Source organism: Alistipes sp. An31A, from assembly GCF_002159425.1.
Taxonomy (GTDB): domain Bacteria; phylum Bacteroidota; class Bacteroidia; order Bacteroidales; family Rikenellaceae; genus Alistipes; species Alistipes excrementigallinarum.
This window is the reverse complement of record NZ_NFIO01000001.1, coordinates 141,932-159,882: the sequence shown is the minus strand read 5'-3', so window position 1 is coordinate 159,882 and position 17,951 is coordinate 141,932. Positions and strand designations below refer to the sequence as shown.

17 protein-coding genes and 3 tRNA genes are annotated in these 17,951 nt (G+C 58.3%); 8 read left to right on the top strand and 12 right to left on the bottom strand.

Annotation, left to right across the window (positions count from 1 at the left end):
* The first annotated feature begins 630 nt into the window (after window positions 1-630).
* The 6 genes from bamD (at window position 631) to B5F90_RS00755 (ending at window position 7,275) form a co-directional block, all read left to right on the top strand.
* On the top strand, window positions 631-1,449 hold the full coding sequence (gene bamD / locus B5F90_RS00780) for an outer membrane protein assembly factor BamD (RefSeq protein ID WP_087360023.1): 819 nt from the start codon (window positions 631-633) through the stop codon (window positions 1,447-1,449).
* A 2-nt stretch (window positions 1,450-1,451) separates the two neighbouring features.
* Window positions 1,452-1,826, top strand: coding sequence for a DNA-directed RNA polymerase subunit omega (locus B5F90_RS00775; RefSeq protein ID WP_087360020.1), 375 nt, complete (start codon window positions 1,452-1,454; stop codon window positions 1,824-1,826).
* A 14-nt stretch (window positions 1,827-1,840) separates the two neighbouring features.
* On the top strand, window positions 1,841-3,061 hold the full coding sequence (gene coaBC, locus B5F90_RS00770) for a bifunctional phosphopantothenoylcysteine decarboxylase/phosphopantothenate--cysteine ligase CoaBC (RefSeq protein WP_087360017.1): 1,221 nt from the start codon (window positions 1,841-1,843) through the stop codon (window positions 3,059-3,061).
* 103 nt (window positions 3,062-3,164) lie between these two features.
* A complete protein-coding gene (gene recN, locus B5F90_RS00765) occupies window positions 3,165-4,856 on the top strand; it encodes a DNA repair protein RecN (RefSeq protein ID WP_087360014.1) in 1,692 nt (563 codons plus the stop codon).
* A 488-nt stretch (window positions 4,857-5,344) separates the two neighbouring features.
* The gene (locus B5F90_RS00760; protein ID WP_087360011.1) at window positions 5,345-5,833 is read left to right on the top strand and encodes a sigma-70 family RNA polymerase sigma factor; all 489 of its coding nucleotides are present in this window, start codon (window positions 5,345-5,347) and stop codon (window positions 5,831-5,833) included.
* A 26-nt stretch (window positions 5,834-5,859) separates the two neighbouring features.
* Window positions 5,860-7,275 carry a zf-HC2 domain-containing protein gene (locus B5F90_RS00755; protein WP_087360008.1) on the top strand — a complete coding sequence of 472 codons (1,416 nt, stop codon included), beginning with the start codon at window positions 5,860-5,862 and terminating at the stop codon, window positions 7,273-7,275.
* 139 nt (window positions 7,276-7,414) lie between these two features.
* Here B5F90_RS00755 and groL read toward each other — a convergent pair whose 3' ends face one another.
* Window positions 7,415-9,043 (bottom strand): chaperonin GroEL, encoded by a 1,629-nt coding sequence (groL, locus tag B5F90_RS00750; RefSeq protein ID WP_087360005.1) that lies wholly within the window; start codon window positions 9,041-9,043, stop codon window positions 7,415-7,417.
* A gap of 4 nt (window positions 9,044-9,047) precedes the next feature.
* Window positions 9,048-9,317, bottom strand: a complete 270-nt coding sequence (locus B5F90_RS00745; protein ID WP_087360002.1) for a co-chaperone GroES — start codon at window positions 9,315-9,317, stop codon at window positions 9,048-9,050.
* Between the two features lie 223 nt (window positions 9,318-9,540).
* Here B5F90_RS00745 and B5F90_RS00740 point away from each other — a divergent pair.
* Window positions 9,541-9,616, top strand: a tRNA-His gene (locus B5F90_RS00740).
* Window positions 9,617-10,115: 499 nt separating this feature from the next.
* Here the strand turns inward: B5F90_RS00740 and rpsT are convergent.
* The 5 genes from rpsT to B5F90_RS00715 form a co-directional block, all read right to left on the bottom strand.
* On the bottom strand, window positions 10,116-10,367 hold the full coding sequence (gene rpsT / locus B5F90_RS00735) for a 30S ribosomal protein S20 (RefSeq protein ID WP_087359999.1): 252 nt from the start codon (window positions 10,365-10,367) through the stop codon (window positions 10,116-10,118).
* Between the two features lie 291 nt (window positions 10,368-10,658).
* Window positions 10,659-10,730, bottom strand: a tRNA-Glu gene (locus B5F90_RS00730).
* A 95-nt stretch (window positions 10,731-10,825) separates the two neighbouring features.
* A complete protein-coding gene (locus B5F90_RS00725) occupies window positions 10,826-11,593 on the bottom strand; it encodes an ABC transporter ATP-binding protein (RefSeq protein ID WP_087359996.1) in 768 nt (255 codons plus the stop codon).
* 13 nt (window positions 11,594-11,606) lie between these two features.
* A complete protein-coding gene (locus B5F90_RS00720; protein WP_087359993.1) occupies window positions 11,607-12,608 on the bottom strand; it encodes an iron ABC transporter permease in 1,002 nt (333 codons plus the stop codon).
* A 3-nt stretch (window positions 12,609-12,611) separates the two neighbouring features.
* Complete coding sequence (locus tag B5F90_RS00715; protein ID WP_087359990.1) at window positions 12,612-13,748, bottom strand: ABC transporter substrate-binding protein; 1,137 nt, start codon at window positions 13,746-13,748, stop codon at window positions 12,612-12,614.
* Between the two features lie 126 nt (window positions 13,749-13,874).
* Here B5F90_RS00715 and B5F90_RS00710 point away from each other — a divergent pair.
* Window positions 13,875-13,949, top strand: a tRNA-Pro gene (locus tag B5F90_RS00710).
* A gap of 133 nt (window positions 13,950-14,082) precedes the next feature.
* On the opposite strand, the gene B5F90_RS10755 is transcribed toward B5F90_RS00710, so the two are convergent.
* From B5F90_RS10755 to B5F90_RS00690, 5 genes are all read right to left on the bottom strand, one after another.
* On the bottom strand, window positions 14,083-14,886 hold the full coding sequence (locus B5F90_RS10755) for a hypothetical protein (protein ID WP_143256070.1): 804 nt from the start codon (window positions 14,884-14,886) through the stop codon (window positions 14,083-14,085).
* Window positions 14,887-14,889: 3 nt separating this feature from the next.
* A complete protein-coding gene (locus B5F90_RS10750) occupies window positions 14,890-15,453 on the bottom strand; it encodes a hypothetical protein (RefSeq protein ID WP_143256069.1) in 564 nt (187 codons plus the stop codon).
* Window positions 15,454-15,569: 116 nt separating this feature from the next.
* Window positions 15,570-15,953, bottom strand: a complete 384-nt coding sequence (locus B5F90_RS00700) for a hypothetical protein (protein ID WP_087359984.1) — start codon at window positions 15,951-15,953, stop codon at window positions 15,570-15,572.
* Window positions 15,954-16,286: 333 nt separating this feature from the next.
* Window positions 16,287-16,826: a hypothetical protein gene (locus tag B5F90_RS00695; RefSeq protein WP_087359981.1), complete on the bottom strand. Its 540-nt coding sequence runs from the start codon at window positions 16,824-16,826 to the stop codon at window positions 16,287-16,289.
* 124 nt (window positions 16,827-16,950) lie between these two features.
* A complete protein-coding gene (locus B5F90_RS00690; protein WP_143256068.1) occupies window positions 16,951-17,946 on the bottom strand; it encodes a hypothetical protein in 996 nt (331 codons plus the stop codon).
* Window positions 17,947-17,951: the final 5 nt, after the last annotated feature.

Genomic DNA, 17,951 nt, shown 5'->3' with positions numbered 1-17,951 from the left:
GGGTGGCAAGCAGCGGTGGCGGAGGTAGCAGGCGGCGGGGACACAGGCGGCGGGGACACAGGCGGCGGGGTGGCTGGCAGCTGGTGCGGCGGGTGAGAAGCGGCGGGGGTGCAGGCAACAGCGGATGATGAGATGATGACAGGCAGCGGGGAGGCAGGCGGCGAGGAGCGGAAACGCAAGCAGCGGGCGATAGCAGCGAATAGCGGTGGCGACGGGAAACGTGTCCGAACCCGCCTCTCCCCGAAAGAGAAGCCCGCCGTCCCGCCGCAGCCTGTTCCCTCCAACCAAGAAACACACCGCCTGTTCCCGGACCGTTTCCGGGGAACGGCAGCAACTACCGCCCCGCAGAGCCTCCGTTCGAACCCGGCTTCTCCCCGAAAGAGAAGCTCGCCGCCCCGCCGCAGCCTGTTCCCTCCAACCAAGAAACACACCGCCTGTTCCCGGACCGTTTCCGGGGAACGGCAGCAACCACCGCCCCGCAGAGCCTCCGTTCTAACCACCGCAGCCCCCACCATCCGACCAGGAAGCACGCCGCAGTCCCCGTCCCAATGCGTGGAGGCAATAATTTTTTTGGCGGTTCGTTAATTTATATGTAACTTTGCGCGTTAAAGCGCCGTAAACGACCTTTCGATGAAGCACACTCTCTCACTCATTGCTGCCGGCCTGCTGCTGGCGACCCTCTTCACGGGCTGCGCCGGCGTCAGCTCGATTCTCAAGAGCGGCAAGCCCGACGTCATGTACGACAAGGCGCTCGAATACTACGCCAAGGAGAAGTGGACGCGCGCCTCGACCCTCTTCGAGGGGGCGCTGCCCTACTACTCGGGCACCACGCGCGAGGACAGCATCTCCTTCTTCAACGCCCGCTGCAAGTACAAGAACCGCGACTACGAAACCGCCTCGCTGCTCTTTGACGACTTCCGCCGCAAGTTCGGCCGCAGCGTCTTCATCGAGGATGCCGAGGGTATGTTCGCCCTCTGCTACTACTACCTCGCGCCGGGTCCCTCACGCGACCAGACGATGACCAGCCAGGCCATCATCGCCGTCAACGAGTTCATGTCGCGCTACCCCGACAGCAAACAGGTGGAGAACTTCAAGAGCATCAACGAGGAGCTCACCCAGCGGCTGCACGACAAGGCCTATCTGAACGCCTACACCTATTACAAAATCGGCAAGTACAACTCGGCCATCGTCGCGCTGAAAAACGCCCTGAAGAAGTATCCCGAAAGCACGCACCGCGAGGAAATCATGTACCTGATTGTCGACGCAAGCTACCGCTACGCCAGCAACTCGATTGAGGAGAAGCAGACGGACCGCTACCTCTCGATGCTTGACTCGTACCTCTCCTTCAAGGAGGAGTTCCCCGAATCGAAGCACATCCGCGAGCTGGAGCGCATGGCCAAGCACGCCAAGGATTATCTGGACCGGAACAAGAAAGACAACAACATATAGTCATGGAGATTAAGAAAAACATTCCCAACAACACCATCACGAGGAAACTGGTGGACTTCGACCGCGAAACGGGCAACGTTTACGAGTCGATTAACATCATCGCCCGCCGCGCCAATCAGATTTCGACCGAGCTGAAGAACGAGCTCAGCCGCAAGCTGGCCGACTTCTCCTCGCCGACGGATGCCACTCTGGAGGAGACGTTCGAAAACCGCGAGCAAATCGAAATCTCCCGCTATTACGAGCGGTTGCCCAAACCGACCATCATCGCCACCGAGGAGTTCCTCGACGGAGAGCTCTACTACCGCATGGGCGGCAAGGACGGCAAGGAGGCCAAGGAGAGCGGCAAGGAGGAGAAGCCGACCACGAAGGAGGCCTGAGCGGGCTGTCGACGATGGATTCACGGCATACGACGTGCCCCTCGCTGCAGGGGCGCCACATACTGCTGGGCATTACGGGAAGCATAGCTGCCTACAAGGCGGCTGTGCTCTGTCGTTTATTGAAGACGGCCGGCGCCGAAGTGCGCGTGGTGATGACGCCGCTGGCCAAGCAGTTCATCACCCCGCTGACGATGGCCACCCTCGCGAAGAACCCGATTCTGGTCGAGTTCTTCGACCCCGAGAACGGCGCCTGGAACTCGCACGTCTCGCTGGGCGAGTGGGCCGACTGCTACCTCATCGCCCCCGCTACGGCCAACACGCTGGCCAAGATGGCCACGGGCGTGGCGGACAACCTGCTGCTGACGACCTACCTCTCGGCGCGCTGCCCGGTGGTCGTCGCCCCGGCCATGGACCTCGACATGTTCGCCCACCCCGCCACGCAGGCCAACCTCGCGACGCTGCGCAGCCGCGGCGTACGGGTCGTCGAACCCGAGGCCGGCGAGTTGGCGAGCGGACTTACGGGCAAGGGGCGTCTGGCCGAGCCGGAGCACATCGTCGAGGCGGTGACGCGGCTGCTTGCCCCCACGGCGAAGAGCCTCGAGGGGCGGCACTTCCTCGTCACGGCGGGAGCCACCATCGAGGCCATCGACCCGGTGCGCTTCATCTCGAACCACTCGTCGGGCAAGATGGGCTACGCCATTGCCGGCGAGCTGGCGGCGCGAGGCGCCCGCGTGACGCTCGTCAGCGGCCGCACGGCACTCGCCTGCCCCGAAGGGGTGGAGCGCGTCGACGTCCTCTCGGCCGAGGAGATGTACCGCGCCGCCACAGAGGCCTTCGCCGCATGCGACGGCGCCGTGATGTGCGCCGCCGTGGCCGACTACACCCCCGAGCAGGTCTCCGCGACCAAGCTCCGCAAGGGTGACGGCGAGCTGGTCATCCGCCTGCGCCGCACGCACGACATCGCTGCCGAGCTGGGCGCCCGCAAGGAGGGGCGGATGCTGGTGGGCTTTGCGCTGGAGACCGATGACGAGGAGGCGCACGCCGAGCAGAAGCTCGCGCGCAAGCACTTCGACTTCATCGTCCTCAACTCGCTGCGCGACGCCGGGGCCGGCTTCCGCGGCGACACCAACAAGGTGACCTTCATCGACCGGACGGGACGCGAACCGCTGCCGCTGCTCACCAAACGCGAGGTCGCGGGCCGCATCGTCGACCGAATCGAAAAATTGCTGAAATAACAGACGGGCGGCTCCTTCTCACGAAGGGGCCGTCGCTGCCCCGGGCCCCGGGCTTCGCCCCGCAGGGCCCGACCCGACAAACGTCATAAACACCTCAATCGCCATGTTACGCCGACTTTCGGTCGAGAACTACGCGCTCATCGAGAAGCTCGAACTCGAGCTGGACCCGCATCTGAACATCATCACCGGCGAAACGGGCGCCGGCAAGTCCATCCTGCTCGGCGCACTCGGGCTGCTGCTCGGCGCCAAGAACGACGGTGCGGCCATCAAGGATACGACCCGCAACTGCAAGGTCGAGGGGCTCTTCGACCTCACGGGCCGTGACCTGCGCCCCCTCTTCGAGCGCAACGAGCTCGACTACGAGGAGCAGTGCACCCTCACGCGCGTCATCACGCCGGCGGGCAAGAGCCGCGCCTTCGTCAACGACATGCCCGTGTCGCTCACGCAGCTGCGCGAGCTGGGCACGCAGCTCATCGACATCCACTCGCAGCACCAGAACCTGATTCTCTCCTCGGAGGAGTTCCGCACCTCGGCGCTCGACACCGTGGCGGACGACGCCGCGCTGCGGGCCGAATACGGCGCCGCCTACGCCCGCCAGAGCGAGCTGCGCCGCCGTCTCTCCGCCCTCGAGAAGGCTGCGGCCGAGGGGCGCCGCGACGAGGAGTGGCTCCGCTTCCAGAGCGAGGAGCTCACGGCGGCCAACCTGCGCGAAGGCGAGCAGGCCGTGCTGGAGGAGCAGCTCGCCGTGCTGGAGCATGCCGACCAGATTGGCGAGACGCTCACCACGCTGCGCAACCGTTTCGACGACGACGAGACGGGGGTGCTCGCCCAGCTCAAGAATACCGAGAGCGAACTCAACCGCCTGCGCGACCACTACCCCCAGGCGGGCGACTACGCCGACCGGCTCCGCTCTGTGCTGGAGGAGCTGAAGGACATCGACGCCTCGGCGGCGGACGAGAGCGAACGGCTCGACACCGACCCCGAGCGGCTGCAGCAACTCTCCGCGCGCCTCGACACGCTCTACTCGCTCACGCAGAAGCACCATGCCGCCACGGTCGAGGAGCTCATCACCATCCGCGACGGCTACCTGGCCCGTCTGGCGGCCATCGACCACGGCGACGAGGAGCTCACGGCCTGCCGTGAGGAGCTCGCCCGGGCCACGGAGCAGGCCGAGAAGCTGGCCGAGCGGCTCCACAAGGCCCGCGAGAAGGCCTCGCCGGCCTTCGGCAAGGAGATTTGTGCGACGCTCGCGCGGCTCGGCATGCCCGACACGACCTTCCGCGTGGCGCTGGAGCCGACGCAGGAGCTCACCCCCTCGGGGCGCGACACGGTGACCTACCTCTTCTCGGCCAACCGCGCCATGACGCCCCAGGCCGTCGAGCGCATCGCCTCGGGCGGTGAGCTTTCGCGCGTCATGCTGGCCCTCAAGGCGATGCTGGCGCGGCGCATGCAGCTGCCGACCATCATCTTCGACGAAATCGACACGGGCGTCTCGGGACGGATTGCCGATGCAATGGGCGAAATCATCGCCTCGCTGGCCGAGACGATGCAGGTGGTCGACATCACCCACCTGCCGCAGGTCGCCTCAAAGGGCCAGACCCACTTCGTGGTCTACAAACGCGACGGACGCACCTCCATCACGCGGCTGACGGCCGAGGAGCGGACGACCGAAATCGCCAAGATGCTCTCGGGCAGCCGCATCACCGACGCGGCCCTCTCGCAGGCCCGCATCCTGCTCGGCCAGCCGGAGCGCCCCGCACGCTCGCGCGGCGACGAGAGCCAGACGCTCTTCTGACGCACCGCCGGCCGGAGAGGGGGGGGGAAAAGAATGAAAACTGAAGCTCCCGCCGCCAACAACAGATACCCCAAGGGACCGCCTGCGGTCCCGCCGACACGAGCTCTTCACCCAAAAGGCCTCGGAAGCCGCAGCTTCCGGGGCCTTTTCCTTGATAGGGGCGCAAAGCCACAAGAGGCCGCATCGGAACAAAGGGCGAAGGCCCGAAGGGAAGAGGAGAGGGACATCGGAAAACAGAGAAGGGGGAAAAGCGGAAGAGCCGGGGAGCGGCCCCGGGAGACGGAGAGACGGAGAGACGGAGAGGCAGAGAGACGGAGAGGCAGAGAGACGGAGAGGACGAATAAGAGGCAGCAGAAAAGGGAGCGACCGGCAGCAGAGGTACGTGGGGGCCCTGCCGGCAATTTTTTTCGGCCGGCGATTCGTCCTTTTTCGCCTTGCGACGTCTTATAAGTGAACGCGCGTTCGAACACAAAAACAGACTGAAATCAATGAACACAACCCCAACCTTCACCGAAGAGGAGCGGATGGCGCTGCTCGAGGATGCCGCGGAGCGCTGGAGCGAGGCGCTCTTCCGCTTCGCGGCACTGAGGTGCGCCTCCCGCAGCGACGCCGAGGATGTCGTTCAGGAGGCCTTTCTCCGATTCGCCACCGCCACGACACCCGTCCGCAACGCCAAAGCCTACCTCTTCCGCATGGTGGCCAACGGCTGCAACGACCTGCTGCGCCGGCGCCGCCCCTCCGAGCCGCTCCCGCCGACACTCGAAGATGACCCGAGCGAGGAGCACATGCTCGAAGCCGAGGCCCGGCGGCTTGGCACCCTGCTCGACCGCCTGCCGGCCGAACAGGCCGAGGTCATCCGCCTGCACACCTTCGCCTCGATGCGCTTCACCGAAATCGCCGAGACGCTCGAGCTGCCCGCTTCGACCGTCAAGTCGCGCTTCCACTACGGCATCGAGCGACTGAAAACCCTCCTGTAAAACCCTTCCAAAAAAATCCGAAAACCATGAAAACCGATAAGACCATGACGTGCCGCCGCTTCCGCGAGCAGCTGGACGAACTGCTCGCCGGCACCCTCTCCGACGCTGAGCGCCGCAGCATGGAGGAGCACGCAGCCGCGTGCGAAGCCTGCGCCGCCGCCCTTCGCGACGCCCGACGGGCGCTCGACGCCGCAACCCCCCACATCGAAATTACCCCGCCCGCAGGTCTCCGCGAACGGATTCTGGAAGCCGCCCGCCGACGACTGGCCGAGCAGGGAAGCGAACCCGGACTGGCCGCATCCGCCATCGCCGAACCTGCCGCGGCCGCCGACCGCAATGAGGCCGCCGCATCCGGCCAACCCCGCCGCCCCGTACGCCGCATCGTCGGCATCCTCTCGGGGGCGATGGCCGCCGCGGTCCTTGTCGTCGCAGCCCTCACCCTCGGCTTCAACACCCCGGCACGCGCCGCGCGCAACAACTTTGCACAGGCCATCGTCGCAATGAACGGCGTGCGGAGTATCCGCATCGAGCTGCACATCCGCACCGACGCCGACGAAAACTTCGACTACACCAACCCGCTCGACGAGCCGGTGCCCCACACCATCGAGGCCATCTACTCCCCGCAGCTGCTCTGGCGCATCGAGAAACCGGGCCGCAAGGCGCTCTACGACGGGAAGCACACCTACCTCTGGTTCGACGCACTGCGTGAGGGCGAGGTGCTCCCCTACTCGCCCGGCGTTGCGGGGATGCTCTTCCAGCTAATCGACCCCGGCCAGCTGCTCTCGTTCGAGGAGCAGCTCACCCGCTCGCACGACGGCTCGCGCTACACGCTGCGCCGCGAGGGGGATACCCTCCGCCTGACGGTCCACAGCCCGGCACAGGGCGATTTCAGCCAGAGCGACTACATGCGCAACTCCTCCGTCGCCGAGAGCGACACGCGCCGCGAATACCGCTTCGACGCCGCAAGCGGACGGCTGCTGGGTGGAAGCATCACCTTCCTCGCGGCCGACGGAAGGGAACGGACGCTGCTCGAGATTGACCGCATCGAGTACGACGCCCCGCTCGACGCCGCAACGCTCACCGCACTTCCCGAGGGCATCACCTGGAGGGAGCTGACCCAACCCGAGGCGGCGACCTCCCGCCTTGCGGGCATCGACGCCGGCCGGGCGGCACGGCTGATTCTCGACGCCTTCGCAACGTGGGACACCGAGATTCTCGACGAGGCGCTCTCGGCATACGGCGCCCGGGCCCGCCAGCTGCTCCGCAGCCGCTACGCCGGAGCTACTGTGGTGGAGTGCTCGGCCCCGGTCCGCTCGGGCAACTACCCCGGCCTCTTCATTCCCTGCCGGCTGCAAATGGCAGACGGCTCTACCGAGGAGCTCCACCTGGCGCTGCGCAACGACAACCCGCAGCGGAGCTGGGTCGTCGACGGCGGGCTCTGATCCCTCCGTCCGGCGGGGGGCAGCCCCGACCGCCGCATCCGACTCCCCTCCCGCAAACAAACGGGCACAAAAAAACCGGGGCACCCCGCTGGGGTGTCCCGGTTTTCCGTATATGCTGTCCTGCGGCAGCGGCCGACTGTTACATCATGCCGCCCATGCCGCCGGCGGGCATTGCAGGTGCAGGCTGCTCGGCCTTCTTCTCGGCCAGCACGCACTCCGTGGTGAGGAACATCGACGCAATCGATGCGGCGTTCTCCAGAGCCACGCGCGATACCTTCGTCGGGTCGATGATACCGGCCTTGAGCAGGTCCTCGTAGCGGTCGTCGCGGGCGTTGTAGCCGAAGGCTCCCTCGCCCTCACGCACCTTGTTGACAACCACCGAGCCCTCGCCGCCGGCGTTGGCGACAATCTGGCGCAGCGGCTCCTCGATGGCACGCTTTACGATGTTGATACCGGTCGTCTGGTCCTCGTTGTCGCCCTTCAGACCCTCGAGAGCGGCCGTAGCGCGGATGTAGGCAACGCCGCCACCCGGAACGATACCCTCCTCGACGGCGGCACGCGTAGCAGCCAGCGCATCGTCGACGCGGTCCTTCTTCTCCTTCATCTCGACCTCGGTCGTAGCGCCCACGTAGAGGACAGCCACACCGCCGGCGAGCTTGGCCAGACGCTCCTGCAGCTTCTCCTTGTCGTAGTCCGACGTAGCCTTCTCAATCGAGGCGCGAATCTGGGCCACACGGGCTGCAATGGCCTCCTTCTTGCCTGCACCGTCGACAATGGTGGTGTTCTCCTTGTTGAGCGTCACCTTGTCGGCCGTACCCAGCATCGAGAGGTCGGCATCCTCCATCTTCATGCCCTTGTCGGTCGAGATGACCGTGGCACCCGTCAGGATGGCGATATCCTCGAGCATCTCCTTGCGGCGGTCACCGAAGCCCGGCGCCTTGCAGGCGGCAATCTTCAGCGTACCGCGCAGCTTGTTGACCACCAGGGCCGACAGCGCCTCGCCGTCGACATCCTCGGCGATGATGAGCAGCGAGCGTCCGCTCTGAGCCACCGGCTCCAGGATGCCCATGAGCTCCTTCATCGTCGAAATCTTCTTGTCGGTAATCAGGATGTAGGGCTTGTCGAGCTGTGCCTCCATCTTCTCGGGGTCGGTAATGAAGTAGGCCGAGATGTAACCGCGGTCGAACTGCATACCCTCGACCACCTCTACGTGGGTATCGGTGCCCTTGGCCTCCTCGACGGTGATGACACCCTCCTTGTTGACCTTGGCCATCGCCTCGGCAATCAGCTTGCCGATGTAGTGGTCGTTGTTGGCCGAAATGGTGGCTACCTGCTCAATCTTGGCGATATCGGTGCCGACCGTCTGGCTCTGCTTGCGCAGCGAGTCGACAACCACCGAAACGGCCTTGTCGATACCGCGCTTGAGGTCCATGGGGTTTGCACCCGCCGTGACGTTCTTCAGACCCACGCCGATGATGGACTGAGCCAGCACCGTTGCGGTGGTCGTACCGTCACCCGCGTCGTCGTTGGTCTTCGAGGCAACCTCGCGGACCATCTGGGCGCCCATGTTGGCAAAAGCATCCTCGAGCTCCACCTCCTTGGCGACCGTCACGCCGTCCTTGGTAATCTGCGGCGCACCGAATTTCTTGTCGATAATCACGTTGCGACCCTTCGGGCCCAGCGTCACCTTCACTGCGTTCGACAGCGCGTCGACGCCCTCCTTGAGAAGCTCGCGCGCCTCAACGTTATATTTAATCTCCTTTGCCATAGTCTTAGATAATCGCTAAAATGTCGTTCTGTTTCATCATGAGGTAATCGACGCCGTCGATTTGAATCTCCTGTCCGGCATACTTGCCGTAGAGCACCTGGTCACCGACCTTTACCTCCATCTGCACGTCCTTCGTACCGGGACCGACGGCAATGACCTTGCCAGCCAGCGGTTTCTCCTTTGCCGTGTCGGGGATAATCAGTCCACCTGCAGTCTTCTCCTCCGCGGGATTCGGGAGAATCAGCACACGGTCCGATAATGGTTTTACGTTCATAGTTCTATGTTTTTTATGTTGTTTGTTCGTAGTTTCGTGCAAAACGAATGCGTGACAGACTTCAACAAGAGCTGTGCCAAGCGGATTTTGGCAGGAAAAGGGTGACAAAGCTACAGTCGCGACTGACATTTTGTCACGGGCGATTATTTTTTTCGCACTTTTGTTGCATGGACCGAAAAAACGTATTACATTTGCACTCCGAAAGACCCGAAGACGGTCACACGGTGGATGTAGCTCAGTTGGTTAGAGCGTCGGATTGTGGTTCCGAAGGCCGAGGGTTCGAGCCCCTTCTTCCACCCGAAGAGGTCTCCTCAAAGCGAGGAGACCTTTTTTTTGCGTCGGTACGGGCATGCCGGCTCGGAAGCCTCAACGCACGCTGCGCCCGACACCTGCCCCATCCCACGCCAGGTCTCTGCACCGCCCGCCGCAGCAAGAGGCTGCCGACAGCCACACAGCCCGGCCTCCGCCCGTCAACAACCGAATCTCCCGACCCACGCCGCAATCGATTCAAGGGCCGCACGCCGTTTCAGCCTCCTCCCCCCCCGACAGACGAGCCTCCGCCCGCCGACAAACGAGCCTTCCGCCCCACCGCCGCAGCGCGGATTCAAAGGCCGTACGCCGCGCCCCGCTGCACTTCCCGCTTCGCCACAACCGGCCCATCTTCCGCAACCGGCACTACCCGCACAAGCACCTCAACCTCCGCAACCGGCACCGGCCCCGCCCAAGCGCCTCGAAGCGGCACAAAAAAACAGCCGTCCCCGCGTTGGGGACGGCTGTCGTCTCTATGCTCGAACCGGCTTAGAGGGCGTTCACATGGAGCTGAAGCGCGCTCTTGAGGTTGCCGGCCTTGTTCTTGTGCATGATGTTGTGCTTGGCGAGCTTGTCGAGCATCGCGGTTACCTTCGGCAGAAGGGCCTCGGCGGCGCTCTTCTCGGTGGTGTTGCGCAGGGCCTTCACGGCATTGCGGGCCGTCTTGTGGTAAAGACGGTTGTGCGTACGCTTCGTCAGGGTCTGACGGATACGCTTCTTCGAAGACTTATGGTTTGCCATAACTTAAATTTTTGTTGTTCCTCTTTCGCTCTCCGGAGCTCCGCAGAAACGGGAGGCTTTCGACCCGCGCCACATGCTGTCGGCACGTTTCCGACCCCTCTTTCCGGTTTTACGTTTCACCGCCGCGCTCCGGATGCCGGCGGCACTCAGCGGCCGTAGCCGCTTGCGGATGGACCCGAGGGTCCGCTCCTGAACTAAAAACACCCGTCAGCGTTCGCCGCACCTTCGGAGAACCGGGGGTTCATTCCTCCCCCCCCAACGTCTCCACCGGCACGTCTCGCGCCAAGCTCGTAGCCCATAGGAGAATCGAACTCCTCTTTCAAGAATGAAAATCTTGCGTCCTAACCGATAGACGAATGGGCCTTACCGCTATCGCACCGCTCCGAGAAGGGGCTTTAGCGGTGCAAAGGTAAACAAAAAAGCGAAGCAAACAAAAAAAACCGCTGAAAATTATCGCCCTACCCCTTTTCGGCGGGTCGAACCGTCTGGCTCACAGGGTCAAAGGTGATGCCTCCGCCCGAGAAGAGACGCTCGATGTGGCCGCTGCGGACCATCTCCCGCGTGGGCAGGTGGTGCAGGTGCGGCGTGTCGATGAGCGCCACCGAATCGCAGAGCGAGAGGGCGATGTCGAGGTCGTGCGTCGAGAAGAGGACGCACTTGCCCTCCTCGCGGGCGAGCCGCTGCAGCAGCGTGCAGAGCTCGTAGCGGTTGGGCAGGTCGAGGAAGGCCGTCGGCTCGTCGAGCAGGATGACGGGGGTATCCTGCGCCAGGGCCCGGGCGATGAGAATCCGCTGGCACTCGCCGTCGGACATGGCGTCCATCGTCTTGCGGGCGAAGGAGCTCATCCCCACCAGTTCGAGGGCGCGGGCCACCGTCTCGCGGTCGCCGCGCTGCATGCGGCCGAACCAGTTGGTATAGGGGGCGCGGCCCAGCGCCACCACATCCTCGCACGCGAGGTTGGCAATGCGCACCTTGTCGGTGGTCACGAAGCTGACGGTCGAGGCCCGCTCCAGGGGTGAGAGCTGCACGAGCGGCCGCCCGCAGAGGAGCACCTCGCCCGAGGCGACGGGCCCCAGTCCGGCCAGCGCCCGCAGCAGCGTACTCTTGCCGCTGCCGTTGCGCCCCAGCAGCGCCGTGAGGCTACCCTGCGCAAAGGTGGTCGAGACGTCGTCGAGCAGCGTCCGCCGGCCGTAGCCGATGCCCAGATGTCGAAGTTCTATGCTCATGGTCGGGTCAATGTCAAAAGAGGTTGCGGTTGCGTACGACGACCAGTATCACCACCGGGATGCCCATCATGGCGGTGACGGTGTTGATGGGCAGCGTCAGGCTCTTCGAGAGCAGGTCGCAGAGGAGCAGCAGCGCCGAGCCTGCCAGCATCGAGGCGGGCATCAGCACGCGATGGTCGGCCGCCGCGAAGAGCATCCGCGCCAAATGGGGCACCGCCAGGCCGATGAAGCCCACCGGACCGCAGAAGGCGGTGACCGTACCGGCCAGCAGCACCGTCGAGAGGAAGAGCATCGTCCGCACGCGGACGATGTTGAGCCCCATCGTGCGGGCGTAGTTCTCGCCCAGCAGCAGCATGTTGAGCGGTTTGATGGAGGCCACCGAGAGGAGCAGACCCACGATGACGGGCGGCAGCAGCAGCCCGAGCTGCGAGGCCGTGACGTCGCCGAGCGACCCCATGGTCCAGATGACGAACGACTTGAGCGCCGCCTCGTTCGAGAGGTACTGCAGGATTTCGACCACCGAGCCGATGCCCGAGCCGAACATCATGCCCAGAATCAGAATCACCATGATGTCCTTGATGCGGCGCCCGACGGCCATGACGGCCAGCAGCACCAGCGCCGAGCCGAGCCACGCCGCACCGGTCAGTCCGAGCGACTGCACCAGCGAGTGGTTGGCCACACCCAGCAGCGGCGCCCCCAGCAGGAAGAGCGCCACGCCCAGGCTGGCGCCCGAGCTGACGCCCAGCACGTAGGGACCCGCCAGCGGATTGCGGAAGAGCGTCTGCATCTGCAGGCCGCTCGCCGAGAGGGCCGCACCGGCAAAGAGCGCCGTAATGGCCTTCAGCAGACGGATGTTCAGCACGATATAGCGCGATTCGGCGGGGCAGTCGCTCCCCGTGAAGGCGGCCACGACGTCCGACGCCGGAAGCCGCACCGAGCCGACAAAGAGGTCGGCCACAAGCAGCGCCAGCGTCAAGAGGCCGAGCAGCAGGAAGCAGAGCGAGGTGCGCGACATGGGCTATTCCAGCTTTTTGTAGTACCAGAGCGAATCGCTCCGCCCCTCGAAAATCCGAATCAGGTCGGCCAGCACGCGGTCGGGATGGACGACGCCCGACTCCCAGAAGTCGGAGCCTCCGGCGGGTGTCTGGCGGCGGTTGTTGTTGAAGACGCGGCCGTTGCGGACGGCCGGCACCGAGGCGAAGCGCGGATTCTGCCGCACGAGCTCCTGCAGCGAGTTGGCCGCCCCGGTGTTGAGCCAGTAGTCGGCCGAGTTGGTCAGCAGGTAGGCCTGCTCGATTTCGACCGCATGCGAGGCGTTGCCCCGCGCCTCGGGGCAGACGTAGGCGCCGCCGGCATCCTCGATGAGGCGCACCATGTAGCTGTCGGCCGAGGGAAGGTACCACGTGTCGCGGTAGGGGGTGTTGAGCATCACGCGGGGACGCTGCCCGGGCTTAACTCCGTCGCGCAGCGCCTCGTAGCGGGCACAGGTGGCATCGAAGAGGGAGCACCCCTGCTCCATGCGGTCGGTCAGCTCGGCGATGACCATCACCCATTCGGCCTTGCCCAGCGGCGACTCCTCGACGTAGTCACCAATATATATATAGGGAATCCCCAGCTCGCGGAGCTTGTTCGTCACGGCCGTATCCTCGCCCGCCACGCCGTAGAGCAGCACCAGGTCGACGCGCATGGCCACCAGCAGCTCGAAGTTCAGGTTCGAGTCGTAACCCACGTCGCGCACCTCGCCGCAGAGCTTGTGGGCGGCGACATAGTCGTTGGCAATGTAGTCGATGCCCGAGACCCCGACGATGCGCTCCACCTCGCCCAGCAGGTCGAACATCGCCACATGGCTCGACGACATGCAGACGACCCGCCGTACGGGCGCCTCGACCACCTGCCCCGGGAATCCGGCCGGCACCGGCTCGCCGTCACGCACGACGTAGAGGTACTGCACCTCGCCCGAGCCGCCCTGCCAGGGGTTGCGGACCGTTATGAGCGAGCTGACACTCCCCTCGCGGCTGCGGATATCGAAGCCCGACGCATAGCGGGGCGTGTAGCGCTCGACCGTGAAATCCTCCACGGCGAAGGGTCTTGAATCGCGGCAGCCGACGGCCGCAAGGGCCATCCAGAGCAGCCCGACGAGGAAAAATCGTTTCATATCGCACAAAAATAGAAAAAAATATTGCGAAAAAGTGTTGTTTTGAAAAAAATACACTATATTTGCAGTCCCAAACACGAGGTAAATGCTTCTCCGGAAGCGGGCCGCGGGTGAGGGAACAGGAATCGGGGCGTAGCTCAGTCCGGTTAGAGTACACGTCTGGGGGGCGTGTGGTCGCTGGTTCGAATCCAGTCACCCCGACTGAAGAAAAGGCTTGACAATCAACTGATTGTCGAGCCTTTTTCGTTTTTGCACCAGCCCTTCGCTGCTGCCGTGGAACATAAATGGAACATGGACGAGTGCTATCTGAAGATTTCAAACAGTATATGCAAATCTATATAGCTTGTGCTAGATCGGCCTTTTGGCTCCATAATATTACTTTGTTTTTATCGTTTTGATTGTCTATGAGGTAATCATAGTAAGTTTGGACTTGGGGTGATTCTATGATGCTTCGTTTCCGATCATCGAGAAGTGTTACAGTATTTTGAATTGAATATCTATCTCGTAGAGGTAATATTAATTGAAAATTCATGTTAGAACGACATAATGAACTTGCATAGTAGCTTGAGTTAGATCCGGAGACAAAATTTATTAAATTTACCCCTCTATGATTTCGTTCAATAGCATTAAATCGGATGGTCATATTGTCAGATAATGGTTTGTCATATTCAAATCGATCTACTCCAAACTCTCGTCTTAGATATCCTCTAACTTCTTTTTTGAAGGTCATATCAACTCGATCCGATACAAATTGAATATTTGCAGAGCTAACAATAGCATTAACAAAATTAGCTAGATCAAAAACAATATTAGGAAGCAATTCCAATTGATCTATACGTTTATAATAGAAAGTCCTTTCTTTTACATAGATCCGTTGTATTTCGAAGCTCTCCAAATAAAAGGCTCCAATTTTGTTGAAGACATTAGCTTTCCAGTTTATTTCGCATTCATATAACCCTGCATCAATCCAACCTCCATCTGTGGCAATATAATTATCACCTCTTTTAGTTATAAAAATAGAAACAAACATATTATTTACAGTGGCCACAGGTGTGATAATTTCTAGTGTGTTGCCATAATCTTTAAAATGCCAAAGCGATTGATATGCTTGTACTATAGTCTCAAATATATTATCCATAATTCAAAAGGCTATTCCATTCAAGGGATCATTGTCGGGTTCAAATGGGAGAACTCCATTTTCTTGGACTTCGATAGATACTGCGAGATTGTTATTGGATGTAATTTTTTCTTCTTGACAAAACAATTGGAATCCTTCTTGTATTGGTAATGGAGAAGATTTAATTTCTAATTCTTTTGTTTTGTACGCAATAAAACGGCCATTTGTGTCATATTTATGAAAATGAGGAGTAGTGACCATCTGTTGGTCAAGGGGGATATCCTTGCAGTTATTCCTGTGAGTCCCATTTCCTTCGTCTAATCTTGCTAAAACTTTATTGGATAAGATGTTAGATAGAATCTGAAATGAATAATTATTGGGGTTTTTATACCGAACCTCACAATCTATCATTGTTTCCCCAAAATCTTTTACAGAATCTAGGGCTTGCTCTTCATATAGTGACGACGGATGATTACTCTTGTTTTTGGAGACCCGCAAAGGCATACTTGTTGATTTAGGGGATTCCATAAAAAGATTATAATCATTTAGGATCTCTAATAATTCTTTGTTGATTTTGATATGCCCCATTTGTTAAATTTTATTCCGTGAATTTATTATGTTATTACAAAGGTAATGAATCTATGTGGATTTAACAATCTTATTTACATTTGAGATTGTAATAAACGAGGTGTAGAGTAGTCTGATTAGCAGCTAATTAGCAATAAGATTGAAAAATTAGTTTGATCAATTTTTGCATCCGCACTGCAGCCCCAGAGGATGTTTGCTTTTGGTGCAGATGCATGAATAACATTCAAGAGATCGCAAAGATAGTCGAAACTTATTTCTGATGAGGGATGATAGCTTACCTTTACAACTACGTTGAGAATAGTTTCAAAGTGCAGAATCTCTAATTCCGAGCAGAGCTGTTTTGTTAAAGTTGGTATTTTGCCTTTGAAGGAGATTAATCTACAGCGCGTTGTGTTGTTCAAGATGCGGTCGAAATCTTCCCGTGTTATTGAATCCGGATTATTATCCATTGTTTCCCAAACCGAGTTGAGATATTGCCTGATTACTTCTTTGTCTTTCATTGTGTTTGTGCTTTAATGACTCCTAGTAAAGATGAATACGCAACGCGGATGCAAAGCCGATAGTTTTGTCTTGGGCGCAGGATTGGTAATTTTCAATAGAAAGCCTATACATTGGCCCCAATTGGACGGTAAATAGTTTTTATTGAGTTTGGGGTTATATAAGCTGTAATCGCCCCTGAACCGGCTCTATTGGGATTTAATAAAACGACCTGCCGAATGCGGCAGGTCGGAGAAAGGTCGGGATAAAAGTTGAATGAGGCGGGTGGATGGATAACAACTTACAACTATGGTTTTATCCGCGACCAAAATGATATACGATCGGTAAGCGTAGAATCATTTAATATTGTAATGTTTGTTATATTCATTTTTTAACACCCTGAAAACTTCTTTATATTCAGGTTCTTCTGAAACCAATGTTATTCCATCTTTGTCCCGGAAACTTGCCGATAACATCATGTCAGGAGATTTTAGTGTGAAGGTCCATGGATAACAGAAATCTGCGGCGTAGTCTCCAAAATTAAATATGATGTTGAAAGGAGTTGTATTGTCCAATCCGATACATTCTAAAACAACAGTATCTGCAGATTGCTCCTTTACGATCTTTGTATTCCGGACTGTAAAGATCACTCCTTGTCCCATGATGTTGGCCATGCCCATGATCGGATAACCGGGTTTCTGGGTAAAGAAAAACTGCATGATAAACTCTTGACGGGAGTTCCGATCAGTGATTGCCTTTGTACTCTCTTTGAAAGAATAAAAAGCATTGTCTATTACTAAGGCATATCCTTGAACATCTATCGTTTTTGCCTTTTCTTGGGCTTTAATAGAAACGCATACTGTTAGTCCCATGAGGAGCAAAAATAATTTTTTCATGATTTCTTGTTTAAAATTTCAATTAATAAAAGATTCATATCTGCCGAATGTCCTTGCAGAGCATTGCTTTTTTGATTTTAGGGAAGCGAGGAATGATAAGAGTTTTTTTGCTTATGTTACATGCTTATTTTTGGCAGGAAGAGTATACAACGGAATAGAGTCTTTGGCATTCTTGAATTATTCCTTGTTGGTTGTTGTTGTATTTTTCTCGAATTATATCATCACATCCCAGTATGCGGATTGCAGCTTCATATCCTTTCATCATAAATAAAAATCCGAAATCCTTTTGATCCCCTGTTATTAAATCATAGAATTCTTGTGCATTATATATTCGTTTGGTTAAGCCCAACAGATCCATCCTTGGCAAATCGTTTTGGTAGTTTTCGCCTAAAACTTCTTGTAGCGTCATATCTGCCGTTTGTTTTGCATAATCGGAAAGTTGTTGTGCGCTCCAACCCCCATCGTTCAAACCAACAATAAATCCCATTGCATAGATTTGTTTAAAGGTTGCTTGGTAGATCGAGTTGTCTAATTGGGGAGATTGTTGCGCGGATGCAGTAAATGCAGTTATCATGGCATCCCATTCCAGCATGTTTGCATTCGTTGTGAGATCTTCGAGAAAATACAATTCCGGATGGTCTCTCTTATATGCAGCCATATTGAACATTAAAACAGAATCTTGCCCCTGGATTTCGTAATACCAATATACGTCGAGAGTTTCGTCGGTATAGGAATAGATAATAGAGTCCTGTATGGCATCAAAGCAGGGAGAATCACAGCGCTTCAGGATACAACGGTCAACTTCTGAAACCATAGCTATCATTTCGGAATAATCCTTATGCAGTATTTGTGACAGAAATTTTGCTCTTTGCGAGGCATCCAAAGTGTCACAAAACAGAATATTATTGAGTGATCCACTTAGGTCCACTAGTTCCTGAAAGGGTCGCCCTTTTAACGGTTCCTTGAATTGTCCTTTCAGCAGCTCCAACGGAGATGGAGCTGCCGGTTGTGATATGGCGCTTGAATCTGCTGTCCTGGTAGGTTCAATCCTCTCATAGATGAAGTAGCCGCATAGTGCTGCTATAATGATGCATAATGGAGTGATATATGCTCGTTTCATAGTTT